10 protein-coding genes are annotated in these 12,378 nt (G+C 69.3%); 3 read left to right on the top strand and 7 right to left on the bottom strand.

The annotated features are described in order from the left end of the window. Positions 1-6 precede the first annotated feature (6 nt). The 3 genes from hpnJ (at position 7) to ACQY4K_RS19550 (ending at position 3,516) form a co-directional block, all read left to right on the top strand. Positions 7-1,431, top strand: a complete 1,425-nt coding sequence (gene hpnJ, locus ACQY4K_RS19560; RefSeq protein WP_428391864.1) for a hopanoid biosynthesis associated radical SAM protein HpnJ — start codon at positions 7-9, stop codon at positions 1,429-1,431. 10 nt (positions 1,432-1,441) lie between these two features. Further along, the gene (hpnK, locus tag ACQY4K_RS19555) at positions 1,442-2,278 is read left to right on the top strand and encodes a hopanoid biosynthesis-associated protein HpnK (protein ID WP_428396225.1); all 837 of its coding nucleotides are present in this window, start codon (positions 1,442-1,444) and stop codon (positions 2,276-2,278) included. Between the two features lie 257 nt (positions 2,279-2,535). Beyond that, complete coding sequence (locus ACQY4K_RS19550; protein WP_428391863.1) at positions 2,536-3,516, top strand: hypothetical protein; 981 nt, start codon at positions 2,536-2,538, stop codon at positions 3,514-3,516. Positions 3,517-3,534: 18 nt separating this feature from the next. On the opposite strand, the gene ACQY4K_RS19545 is transcribed toward ACQY4K_RS19550, so the two are convergent. The 7 genes from ACQY4K_RS19545 to tsaE all read right to left on the bottom strand — a co-directional run bounded on the left by ACQY4K_RS19545 (position 3,535) and on the right by tsaE (position 12,346). Then, positions 3,535-3,924, bottom strand: a complete 390-nt coding sequence (locus ACQY4K_RS19545; protein WP_428391862.1) for a type II toxin-antitoxin system VapC family toxin — start codon at positions 3,922-3,924, stop codon at positions 3,535-3,537. Beyond that, positions 3,905-4,186 carry an AbrB/MazE/SpoVT family DNA-binding domain-containing protein gene (locus tag ACQY4K_RS19540; protein WP_428391861.1) on the bottom strand — a complete coding sequence of 94 codons (282 nt, stop codon included), beginning with the start codon at positions 4,184-4,186 and terminating at the stop codon, positions 3,905-3,907. Before ACQY4K_RS19540 ends, ACQY4K_RS19545 begins: the two co-directional genes overlap by 20 nt. Before the next feature lie 64 nt (positions 4,187-4,250). Next, complete coding sequence (gene trxA / locus ACQY4K_RS19535; protein WP_428391860.1) at positions 4,251-4,580, bottom strand: thioredoxin TrxA; 330 nt, start codon at positions 4,578-4,580, stop codon at positions 4,251-4,253. Between the two features lie 53 nt (positions 4,581-4,633). After that, positions 4,634-8,131, bottom strand: a complete 3,498-nt coding sequence (addA, locus tag ACQY4K_RS19530) for a double-strand break repair helicase AddA (protein ID WP_428391859.1) — start codon at positions 8,129-8,131, stop codon at positions 4,634-4,636. Beyond that, positions 8,128-11,091: a PD-(D/E)XK nuclease family protein gene (locus ACQY4K_RS19525; protein WP_428391858.1), complete on the bottom strand. Its 2,964-nt coding sequence runs from the start codon at positions 11,089-11,091 to the stop codon at positions 8,128-8,130. The genes addA and ACQY4K_RS19525 overlap by 4 nt, the downstream gene beginning before the upstream one ends. Continuing rightward, the gene (locus ACQY4K_RS19520) at positions 11,088-11,918 is read right to left on the bottom strand and encodes a nucleotidyltransferase family protein (protein WP_428391857.1); all 831 of its coding nucleotides are present in this window, start codon (positions 11,916-11,918) and stop codon (positions 11,088-11,090) included. Before ACQY4K_RS19520 ends, ACQY4K_RS19525 begins: the two co-directional genes overlap by 4 nt. Further along, positions 11,915-12,346, bottom strand: a complete 432-nt coding sequence (gene tsaE / locus ACQY4K_RS19515) for a tRNA (adenosine(37)-N6)-threonylcarbamoyltransferase complex ATPase subunit type 1 TsaE (RefSeq protein ID WP_428391856.1) — start codon at positions 12,344-12,346, stop codon at positions 11,915-11,917. Before tsaE ends, ACQY4K_RS19520 begins: the two co-directional genes overlap by 4 nt. Positions 12,347-12,378 lie beyond the last annotated feature (32 nt).

Genomic DNA, 12,378 nt, shown 5'->3' with positions numbered 1-12,378 from the left:
TCTATCATGATGAAGACCCTGTTCCTGCAGCCTCCCTCGTTCGACGGTTTCGATGGTGGTGCCGGCTCGCGCTATCAGGCCAAGCGCGAGATCAAGTCGTTCTGGTATCCGACCTGGCTAGCCCAGCCGGCCGCCCTGATCGAGGACAGCAAACTGATCGACGCGCCCCCCGCGCGCATCGGCATGGAGCCGGTGCTGGCCGAGGCGCGCAAAAGCGACCTGGTGGTGCTGCACACCTCGACACCCTCGTTCGCCTCGGACGTGAAGGTGGCCCAGGCGCTCAAGGACGCCAAGCCGTCGCTGCTGATCGGCATGGTCGGTGCCAAGGTCGCGGTCCAGCCTGAGGAGAGCCTGCGTACCGGCGGTCCGGTCGATTTCGTCGCGCGCAACGAATTCGACTTCACCATCAAGGACGTCGCCGAGGGCCGTGACCTGAAAAGCATCGACGGCATCTCCTGGCGCAACGAGTCCGGGGCCATCGTGCATAATCCTGAGCGCGCGATGATCGAGGACATGGACAGCCTGCCGTTCGTCACCGACGTCTATAAGCGCGACCTGCGCATCGAGGATTATTTCATCGGCTACCTGCTGCACCCGTACATCTCGATCTACACGGGACGCGGCTGCAAGTCGCACTGCACCTTCTGCCTGTGGCCGCAGACCGTCGGCGGCCATCGCTACCGCACCCGCTCGCCGGATCATGTCGCCGCCGAAATTGCGGCCGCGCGCCGGATGTTCCCGCAGGTGCGGGAGTTCTTCTTCGACGACGACACCTTCACCGACGACCTGCCGCGCGCCGAGGCGATCGCCCGCAAGCTGGGCGCGATGGGCGTCACCTGGTCGTGCAACGCCAAGGCTAACGTGCCGTGCAAGACCCTCGAAGTACTCAAGGACAATGGCCTGCGACTGCTTCTGGTCGGCTACGAGACCGGCAATCAGCAGATCCTCTACAACATCAAGAAGGGCATGCGTATCGAGGTGGCGCGCGAGTTCACCAAGAACTGCCACGAGCTCGGCATCAAGATCCACGGCACCTTCATCATGGGCCTGCCCGGCGAGACCCGCGAGACGATCCAGGAAACCATCCGTTTTGCCACCGAGATCAACCCACACACACTTCAGGTCAGCCTCGCCGCCCCCTACCCCGGTACTTTCCTGCATAAGCAGGCAACCGAGAACGGCTGGCTCGATGCATCCAACGCCGAGCTGATCGACGAGCAAGGCGTGCAGATCGCCCCACTGACCTACCCGCATCTCTCGCATACCGAGATCTTCGAAAGTGTGGAGACGTTCTACCGGAAGTTCTATTTCCGGGCGCCGAAGATCGCCTCCATCGTCGGCGAGATGGTGCGCAGCCCGCAGATGATGAAGCGCCGGCTGCGCGAGGGCGTGGAGTTCTTCCACTTCCTCAAGGAACGGAATGCCGCTTAGGGAGGCTTCGCTGCGGCGGGTCATCATCTCGGCCGACGATTTTGGCCTGAGCGAAACGATTAACGAAGCCGTCGAGCAGGCCCATACAAAGGGCCTGCTGACCACGGCAAGCCTGATGGTGGGCGGGGCCGCCGCCGCCGATGCAGTGGCGCGGGCACGGCGGCTGCCCAACCTGCGGGTCGGGCTGCATCTGGTGGTGATCGAGGGTCCGGCGATACTGTCGCACGCGCAAATACCGGCGCTCGTCGGCGAGGATGGACAATTTCCCTCGGACCAGGCCGCATTCGGCTTCCGCGCGGCTTTTCGCGCCGATGTGCGTGCGCAATTACAGCGCGAAATCGCCGCCCAGTTCGCGGCGTTTGCCGCAACCGGGCTCGCGCTCGACCACGCCAACGCCCACAAGCACATGCATCTCCATCCCGTCGTCGGTCGGTTGCTGATCGCGGCCGGCCTTCGGCATGGTTTGCGCGCCATACGCATCCCGAGCGAGCCCGCTGCTCCACTCGCGGCCGTCGACGGCACACGCGGCACGCTGGCCGCGGCAGCACTCCGCCGCTGGACGCTGGTGCTGCGCGCGCAAGCCCGCCAAGCCGGTCTGCGGACCAACGCATCCTGCTTCGGCTTGGCCTGGAGTGGTGCGATGACCAGCACCCGCGTCCGCGCGCTGGCAACACACCTGCCGCCGGGCCTGAGTGAAATCTATTTCCACCCGGCCACCACCCGCGACGACCTGCTCACCCGTCTGATGCCGGACTACCATCACCACTCTGAGCTCGCCGCCCTCTGCGACCCGGAGTTTCGCCAGGCGCTGAAACGAAGCGATACCGCGCTCGCCACCTGGACATGAGCGGGCAATCCGTAATCCATCGCGCGCCAGTCACCAGAGAGGCCTGCGTTCCCATTTCATTATCAAGACTGCTTGGCGTCGCCGCGATGGTCGGTGCCGCGACCCTGATCGCGTCGCCTTCGATAGCCTACGCCCCACGCACGGTGTCCTATGCGATGGCGCCCGGCTTATGGACGCTGGCGCCTCGGGCCGGATGGGTTGTGCAGCCGGCCGGATCGTTGCACTTCGCGCGTTACGAGAGCATGCCAACAGGGACCATGACGATCAATGAGGCCGTCGCCTCCTCGACCGACGTCCGCTTCTCCAGCGGCACGATAGACTTCGACATCAAGCCGCTCGCCTACAGCGACACAGGCATTATTTTCCGCCGCCAGGGCAACGAGTCCGGCGAGATCGTTTACCTGCGCGCAAACCCAGATTGTCCCGCCGCGAACGATTGCATCCAGTATGCCCCGATCGTCCACGGGCACATGCAATGGGACATCTACCCGAACTACCAGGGCCCCGCGCAGATCAACCCGACAGGCTGGAACCATGTGCGGCTGGTGGTCGCCGGCGAGAAGATGGCGGTCTATATCAATCACGAAACGGAGCCCACGCTGATCGTGCCAAAGCTTCAGGGCTTGAGCAGAAACGGCGGGATTGCCTTCAAGGGACCAGCGATTTACGCCAACTTCGTTATCCGTCCGGGAGACCCGGCAACGCTACCGGCAATCCATATACCGCAACCCAGCCCGGAGACCGCCACGCATTGGCTGTCGGCACCACCAACCGCGCTGGCGGGCCATGCGCCCACAGCTGCGGATATCCCGCCGCCTGGGTCATGGCACGCCATCGCCGCGGAGCCGACCGGCCTGGTCAATCTCGGCCGCGCCTTTGATGTCCGCGAGGCGCACGCAATTTCGACAGGGTGGCTGAAGACAACGGTTACCGCCAAGGCGCCCACACGCCGGACGGTTCAAATCGGCTACGCGCGCCAAGCGTCCGTGTTTTTGAACGGCCGGCTCGTCTATTCAGGGAACAATCCCTATTACCCGCCCGATCACCGCTTGTCGCCGGACGGTCGCCTTGAGACGGATAACGCAACGATTCTGCTCGAGTTGAGGCAGGGACAGAACGAGATTGTGCTTGCCGTCGGCAATAGCTGGCAAACCAGCACGGGCGTGATAAAGCCGGACCCCTATGGCTGGGGCGCTGAACTGCATTTCGATACCGTCTCGGTTATCACGCTCCAGTAAGCCTCAGGCCTGAGCCGGTTAGGGCATGCGAACCGAAATGCCGGCGTGGGCGCCCTTCGCGCGTACAAAACGCTTGTCGAAGGTCAGGAAGCCCTCGCAGTTGCCGGCGGCTGCCAAGTGGAGCGCGTCGGCGAAGTCCATACCCGCCTCGGCCCAGTCCATTGCCTTGGCGACCATGTTGGCATCTTCGACGGATACGTCAGGAAGGCCAGCCAGGGCACGAAGTGCCGCAATGATCCGTTGCGCGGAAAAATTGTAGACGGCGCGCAGGACCCACTCCGTCTCCAATATGACGGTGCGCGGCACGAACACCGCTTTCTTGCCAATCAAGGCGCGCGCGTCATTGGCTTGCTTCGTGTCGTCGCCGGTCAGGTAGCGAACGATGATGTTAGTATCGATCGCGTGCATGTCGCCGCCTGGTTTCGGCGGCAATCCCCGCATCCATCTGCTCCACCGATTTCGGCTCGCCGCTGTAGCGCAAGCAGCCGAACACCTCGTCCGGCTGCCTCGGCGCGAAAGCGACGTTTAGCGGTCTCAGCAAGACGCCCTCCGCGGTATTTTCCAAAGACAAGCGGGTGCCGGCGTCCCAATGCAGACGATCCCGGATCACCTTGGGCAGAATAACCTGTCCCTTGGTCGAGACTGTCGTTGTCAAAGCCGCATCAGACATATCCACCTCTGGTAAGACCCGAGTAAGATAAGGAGATGAGCCGGGAGATGCAAGCGGTTCCGCGTCAGGCGATGCTCTCGCGTACCCACTCCTTGAGCTGGCTCTTGGGCAGGGCGCCGACCTTGGTGGCGGCAGGCTTGCCGTCCTTGAACAGGATCATCGTGGGGATGCCGCGCACCGCGTAGGTGCTGGGGGTCATCGGGTTCTCGTCGATATTGACCTTGGCGACCGTGAGCTGGCCCTTGAACTCGGCGCCGATCTCCTCGAGTGCTGGGGCAATCATCTTGCACGGGCCGCACCATTCCGCCCAGAAATCGACCAGTACCGCGCCCTTGGCGCCGAGTACGTCGGTGGCGAAGCTGTCGTCCGTCACCGCAACCGTGTTCTCGCTCATCTGCCTACTCCGGAATTGACTGGTCTCGAAAATGGGTCGAAGCGGGGGTGCGATCAAGCCAGGACGTGCAGCCCTGGCCGATGCCGCCCTGGCCGGTGCCAATCCAGCAGCGCGTCCGGTAGACGCATCACCAGCGGCGCCTCGGTCCAGACCAGCAGGCAGACGATCGTGCGGCCTGCATAGAGCGACGTCAGCAGCGCCCGATAGGCCGCCATCTGGCGCAGATAAAGCACCGGCGTCAGCGCCACATCCGCGGGTGGCGCATGGCCGGTCTTGAAGTCGCACAGCAGCACGCGCGTGGGCTCGACCAGCAGACGGTCGACCTGACCGCTGATGACGACACCTTCGACCAGCCCGGCCAGCTTCTGTTCGGCGCGACCGTTGCGGCCGAACAGGGCGGCGAGTTCGGGATCCTCCAGCACCGCCATCACCTGGCTGGCCAGCATCCGTGCCTCGGCGGCTGCCAGGTCATGCGCGGGGCGCGCGAGGAAGGCGAGCGCCGCCGCCGCGCGGTCCGGCGCCGGCAGGTCGGGCAGATGCTGCAACAAGGTGTGCAGCAGCCGGCCGCGGCCCAGCCTCGCCGCGCGACCGCCAACCTTGCGCACGAGAGGCGACAGCCGGGCCGGGCGCGGACCGAACGCCACGTCGTCCGGTCGGCTTGGCGCCAGCGGGTTGGGCAGGCTTGGCTCGGCCGGCGGCGGGATGGCGCGCCAGTGCGGCGCCCGGCCGAGCCAGTCCGGCAGCGGCGCCGGCGCGGGCTGCGGCCGGCTCATCGGCGCAGTCCAGGCGGCAGCACCTGACTGGAGCACCAGCCGCTCGCCCTCCCAGCCGAGCCCGAACGGTTCGGCGATTGCGCCGGCCTGCTCAAAGCCCTGTTTGCAGAGCCCGTACCAGGCGCCCTCCGGCGGCGGCCGCGCGCCCTTCCAGCCGCACACCACCAGCCTATCGCTCGCCCGGGTCAGCGCCACATAGAGCAGCCGGTTATGTTCCTCGAGCTGGCGCTCGCGCACCGCGGCACTCAGCCGGTGACTGGGGGTGCAGGCGAGTTCGGCGCGCGGCACCCAGAACGGCAGCGTCGCGTTGGTTTGCGGATCGCGCGTCCAGAGCAGCGTGTCGTCGCGCTTCGGGGCCGAATTGGTGTCGGGCAGCACCACCAGGCGCGCCTGCAAGCCCTTGGCGCCGTGCACGGTCATCACTCGGACCGCATCGCCGGCGCTGTCCGGCTCGCGCTTGATGCTCGCCTCCGAACCGCGCAGCCAGTGCAGAAAGCCTTGCAGCGACGGCGGATGCTGGTCCTCGTAGCGCAGCGCCGCGGCAAGCAGCTCGTCGACCGGCTCGGCCGCCTCGGGGCCGAGCCGCGCCAGCAGCCGGGCACGGCCGCCGAGCGCGCCCAGCGCCTCACCGAGCAGCGCATAGGGGGTAGCGAAATCGACGCGGGCGAACAGCGCCGACAGGAACGCCCACGCCGCCGACCAGTCCGGGCGGGTGGCGTGGCGCGCGCGCAGGCTGTCCCACAGGGTCGCGTCGCCGCGGCTGGTGGCGAGCGCCATGACGCTGTCGTCGGTGAGGCCGCCGAGGGGGCTGGTCAGCACCTCGCCCACCGTCAGGTCGTCCATCGGCAGCAGCAGCGCGTCGCACAGCGCCATCAGGTCCTGCACAGCGAGCTGGTCGACCAGGCCGGTGCGCACCAGGGTCGCCACCGGCACGCCCTCGAATTTCAGCGCCCGGATCAACGCGCGCACGAAGGCGCTGCGACGCGGCACCAGCACCAGCACGTCGCCGGCACGCAAAGGTGCCGCACCTTGCGGGTCGGCGGCACCGATCTCGCGCGCGATCCAGTGTGCCAGTGTCTCGGCCAGGCGTTGCGGAGCCGCGTCGTGGCCGACATTGCGCGATGGCGCCTGCCAGGGTCCGGGCTGCGGCGCCGGCGCCTCCACGGGTGCCAGCGGCCATAATTCGACGCGGCCCGGTTGCCCGGCGCGCGCCGCCTGGTGCAAGGGCAGCTCATCCTGCCCCGGCTCCAGCAGGCCGCCAGCGGCGTCAGGCGCGGCAAACACGCTGTCCACCAGTTGCAGGACCGCCGACACCGAGCGGAACGACACCGTCAGCGCTGGATCCCGCCACTGCTCGCCAGCCTGCTCGACCCGGTCGCGAAAGCGCGCACGCCAGAGATGGAACTGCCCGGGATCAGCGCCCTGGAACGAATAGATCGACTGCTTGGTGTCGCCGACCGCGAACACCGTGCGCGGCGCGCCCGACGCACCAGCGGCCGCCCCCGCTCCGGCAAAGAACTCCGCCGTAAGCGCCGCCGCGATCTGCCATTGCAGCGGCGAGGTGTCCTGCACCTCGTCGAGCAGCAGATGGTCGATGCCGCCATCGAGCTTGAACAGCACCCAGGCGACGCCGGGGTCGCGCAGCAGTGCGAGCGTGCGAGCGATCAGGTCGTCATAATCGAGCAGGCCACCCTGCTGCTTGCGCGCGGCGTGACGCTCCAGGATCGGCACCGCGACAGCAAGCAGGGCGGCGCTGAGATCAGCCATGCGGATGGTCCGGCAGGCGTCCTCAACCGCGAGCACGCGCGCCGCCTCGGCCTGCATCAACTCGACCAGACCCGGACAGTCGTTGAGCCATTTCGCCGCCGTAAAGCCGCCATTGGCGCGCGGCTCGCCGGCGGCAGTCAGCAGCAGGTCGCGCCAGGCCGGCCAGGTCGCGGCGCGGGCGGCGGGATCCTGCGACAGCCAATCCAGCCGCGCCTCGGCCGCGAGCCTGGCGGCCGGGGTGCCCCTGTCGCGAGCAAGACAAAGCTGCTCCGTGAGGCCGTCCGCGTCGCCTGCCGCAGTCGCCGCCGCGATACAGGCCGCCTCGTCGACGTGGGTGACGCCGGCGGCGCGTCGCAGCGCCTCGCGCAGCGCCGGAGGCCCCGCCGCCAATAACGACGCGGTCGCTTCGTCCGTGACCTCGGCGAGCTTTGTGCCCAGCGACTCAACCAGCCGGGTGAAATCGGCGAGGTTGACCTGCCCGGCGAGCAGCGCGAGCGACGCCTCGCCGCGCGACAGCACGGCTTCGGTGGCCGCACCCAGCGCTACCCGGCTGTCGGTCTCCTCGGCGACGATGAAATGCGGGCTGATCTCGGCTTCCAGCGGAAAGCGACGCAGCAGCGACTGGCAGAAGGCGTGGATGGTGCCGATCCGCATGCCGCCGGGCAGGTCTAGCACGCGCGCGAACAGCGCCCGCGCCGCCTGCCGCGAGGCTGGCCCTGGCGGCACGTCGAGTGCGCGCAGTTCGGCATCGAGGGCGGCGTCGGACAACGTCACCCAGTGGCCCAGCGTATCCTGCAGCCGAACCTGCATCTCTGCGGCGGCGGCCTTGGTGAAGGTCAGGCACTGGATGCGGGCGGGGTCGCTGGCGACCGGCGGCAGCATCAGACGCAGCAGACGATCGATCAGCAGCTTGGTCTTGCCGCTGCCGGCGGAGGCGGAGACGAACACCGATACCGACGGGTCTGAAGCCCGCGCCTGTTGCGCGCGCGCCTGCTGCGTCGCGTCGGTCATGCCCCGCCCTCCTCGCGCGCAGCACTCCACTCGGCCACGCGGGCGAGGGCTGCGTAGTCGGTGAAGCGTGGCGCCGCTCCCGGACGCGGCTGCGACAGATAGGGTTGCAACGGATCGTCATAGGCCGCCACCAGGGAGGCGAGCTGCTCCCAGCACTGGCCGACGAGCGCCCCAAGCTCAGCCGGCTTGACCGGAACCAGCACCCGGCCCGGCTGGTGGCCGCCGGACAAGCTCCAATAGGTGAGGTTCGCGGTCTCGCCCGCGAACGCGTCGCCAAACCCGCCGAGGCGGGCCATCGCCGCTTCGAGCACGAGCTGCGACGACCAGCCGTCGCGCACAGCGCTCGCCTGCGGCAGGCTGCCGGTCTTGTAGTCGAGCAGCGCCAGGGTGCCGTCATCGAGGCGTTCGATACGGTCGGCGCGGCCGCGCAAAGTGAAGGTGCCGCCCGGCAGCCTGGCGATCATCGCCTCGCCCTTGATCTCCGTGCCGATCTGCGTCGGCGCCTGGATCGCGCGACGCGCACCTTCGGTCTGCGCCACCCATTCGGCGATTCGAAGCAGCCGCGGCCGCCACCACGCGGACAGCGCCGGACGCAGCTTGGCCGCATCGAGCGCCGCCAGGAACGCTGTTTGCAATCGCGTCGGCGCGTCGTCCGGCCAGTCGGCGCCATGATGTTCAAGAAAGGCCTGCAACGCGTCATGCACGATGCTGCCATAGTCGGCGGCGTCGGCGGCCTCCTCGAGCGGGGCGAGCTTGCGCAGGCGCAGCACGTGTCGCGCATGGATCGCATACGGATCGCGCATCCAGGTCTCGATTTCGGTGACGCTGAGCCGGCGCGGACGCAGCGCCAGCTTTGGGCACGGTGCCGGCGGCGGCACCGGACGCGCGGGTCCCTCTGGCTGGTCGAGGCGGCGCAGCCAGGCGAGGGCTGCGTGCTCGTCCAGCGCCTGCCCGCGTCCGCGCAGCCAGGCGCGCAGACGCACCAGCCAGCGCGCCGGCACCGCGGGCGCCCCCTCGCGGCGGCCCGGACAGGACAGCACCACCTCGGGAGCGGCGCAGGCGCTGGCCAGGAAATCCTGCGCTGCCTGGCCGATCGCGGCCTCCGGCGAGGGCAGCCCGGCAGCTGCCCGCATCGGCCGGCTCAGCCACGGTCCGGGATCGGCGGCGGCCGGCCACACCCCTTCGACCAGCCCGCCGAGAACGGCGAACTCGACCGATTGCAGCCGCGCCTCCAGCAATCCCCAGATGAATAGGCGCGGATGCTCCTCCCCGCTGTCGCGGCCGCGCAGGGCACGTCGGCTGCGCACCGCGACGGCTTCGAGCGTGGCGTCGAGCAGACCGACCAGCTCGCCCGCCGGCTGCGGCGGCAGCACCGCGACGTCGGCCGCGAGATCGGCCAGGTGCTCGGCAAGCGCGTTGCCTTCTTCCTGGGACCACAGCGCCTCGGCGCCGGCGACCAACTCCGCGCTCTCGATCAGCGCGTCCAGCAGATTCTGCACGGGCACGGGACCTGCTTGCGCGAACCGTGCGGTGAGCGGCGCCAGCGCGCGCGCGAGGTCATCGAGAAAGCCGTCGAGACCGGGGTCGTCGATGCCGGCGCGTAGACCGGCAAGCCCAGGGCGCGGCGCCGGCCCGCGCAGGCAGGCGAGTTCCAACCGGCGCGCCAGGGCGCGGCATTGCGTGGGGCCACCGCCGACCGCAGCCAACGGGTGCTTGAGCAACGCCAGCAGCGCCACCGGCGCCAAATCCTCCGCACAGGCGCGCGCCAGCAGACGCAGCAGCACCGCGGGCGGGGTCGCGGCCAGCGGCTCGCCGGCGCTATCGTCGACCGCGACGCCGAAGCGGGTGAGCTCCACCACCACCCGCGCGGCCAGGCCGCGATCCGGGGTGATCAGGGCGGCGCGCCGGCCCGGGGTTTGCAGCGCGTCGCGCAGCAGCAGCGCGATCGCGCCGGCCTCCTCCTGCTGGTCGGCCGGCGAGAGCGCGGCCAACCCGGTGAGATCGGCCGGCGCGTCATCGTCGAGCCAGGCGCCGAGTGCCTGTTCCGGCAGCAGGGCTGCGTGCAGCGCCGCCACCCGGCCGCGCGGCACCAGCGGCGCGCCACGTCCGGGCGGCGCGTCCCAAACGGCCACGTCGTCGCGGCGTGCGCCGAGCGCTGCCAGCAGCCGCGCGGCGCCGCATTCCGCGTGGCTGTCAGGCAGGGTTGCGAAGGCCTCGTCGTCGAGCGTGCGGTTGAGGCCGGCGAACACCACCCTGCCCTGCGGCAGTTCCGCCACCACACGCAGCAGCGCCGCGAGCGACGGGGTCGCCGACGCAAACCCCGCAGCCCAGACCGGGGTCGAAGGCGGCAGCGCCTGCCACGCGGCAGCCTGGGCACGTAACAGCGCCACCTGGCGTGCCGCTTGGTCCATCATCTGGTTGTCCGCGAGCCAGAGCGGCCACGCCTCGGTGACGATACGCAGGAAACGCAGCGTGATCTGCCAATGCTCGGCCCAGTTTTCGGACCAATCCTCGGCCAGGCGCGGTAAGCTCTCGGCGAGGTCGGTCTCGTTGCGCGCGGCCTCGTCCTGCAGCTGCGCCAAGGCACGGGCCAGGCGCCAGGCATCGGCAGCACCAGGGACACCCCCGCCCAGGCCGCGACCGGCCGCCAGCACCAGGCGCGACAGCTCCGCCAGCCTGCGCATCGGCGGCACCGCGGGTGGCAGGTCGAGCGTACCGGCGAGTGCCAGCGGCGCCTCGTCGAGCGCGCCCAAGGCGGCGATCCGTGGCAGCAACAGCACGCGGCCGCCACTTGCACGCAGGAACGCCTCGGCCAGTGCCCGCGCCGCGCGCCGGGTCGGCAGCAGGATCATCCCGCGCGCGGCCGCCTCCGGATCGGGGAGGTCGAGCCAGCGACGCGCCAGGCTGTCGAGGAACGGCAGATGATGCGGGATGCAGGCAAGCCGCGGCGACATACTCATGTATCGGACGGTCCAAACATCGGGTCGCGCATCGCCGCCTCGGCGGCGATCAGGTCGGCCGGACGCGACAAATGAAACCACGGCCCGTCATGCACCAGCGCGCGCAGCCGGCGGGCGCGGATCGCGCGATCCCAGAGCCGGTTCATGCTGAATGCGCCCTCCGCGATGGTGTCGAACAGAGACGGCGAGACGATCTGCACCCCGGCATAGACGTAGGGCACGATCTCGTGCTCGCGCCTGCGACGCACCACGCCGTCGGGGTCGAGGGCGAAATCGCCGGCGAAGTCGAGACGCCCGACATCGCCCACCGCCCAGGCGATCCGGCTGACCAGCAGCAGCGCGTCCAATCGGTCCGGATCGAAGCCGCCCGCGAGCCGGGCCAGGGCGGGCTTCGGCCCGTCGCGCCAGAGGCTGTCGCCATTGACCACGAAGAAGGGTGCCGCGCGGTCGAGCAGGCCGGCGGCGAGGGCCGCCAGCACCGCGCCGCCGGTGTCGAGCAGCGCGGGCTCGTGCAGGGTGATGGTGCGCGGGCCGCCCGGGCGCAGTGCGGCGCGGGCGAGCAGACGCTGCTCGATCTGGGCGGCGTGCCAATGGGCGTTGACCACCACCTGCTCGATGCCGGCTTCGGCCAGACGGTCGAGGGCGTGGTCGAGCAGGCTTTGGCCGCCCACCGTCAGCAGCGGCTTGGCGGTGGTGTCGGTCAGCGGGCGCATACGCAGCCCTTGCCCGGCGCCGAGCAGGATGGCGCGTCGCGGGCTGCGCGAGGCGAGCCCCGGAAACAGGCCGGCGGTTAACAGGCTGGCGGTTAACAGGCTGGCGTTGGTCAAAGCCGACTGGCCCAACCCGTGAGCGTAACCTCGCGCCGCTCAGCCTCGCCGGCAATCGGCTGCAGATCGACGGTGAGCGCGTCGTCAGGGGTGAGGTGTCCCAGCCGGTCGGGCCACTCGACCAGCACCACACCCGCGCGCGCCTCGTCCCAGCCGAGCTCGATCAGCCCGGCGGGCCCGTCGAGACGCCAGAGATCGAAATGCGCGATGGCGAAACCGGGAGCGTCGTAACTTTGCACCAGCGTGTAGCTCGGGCTCGGCACCTCCAGCGCCGGGTCGTCGCAGGCGGCGCGCAACAAGGCGCGGGCGAGTGCGGTCTTGCCGGCGCCGAGCGGACCCGCGAGTAGGATGCTGTCGCCAGGGACCAGCAGGCGCGCCAGATCGCGGCCGAGCGACTCCGTGGCGCCAAGGCTATCGAGAAGGCTCATCGACGATATCTTGCCGTCTCACCGCGACACTC

Source organism: Lichenicoccus sp., from assembly GCF_965276875.1.
GTDB lineage: Bacteria > Pseudomonadota > Alphaproteobacteria > Acetobacterales > Acetobacteraceae > Lichenicoccus.
Note: the sequence above shows the minus strand (reverse complement) of the source record. Positions and strands in the feature narration are given on the sequence as shown.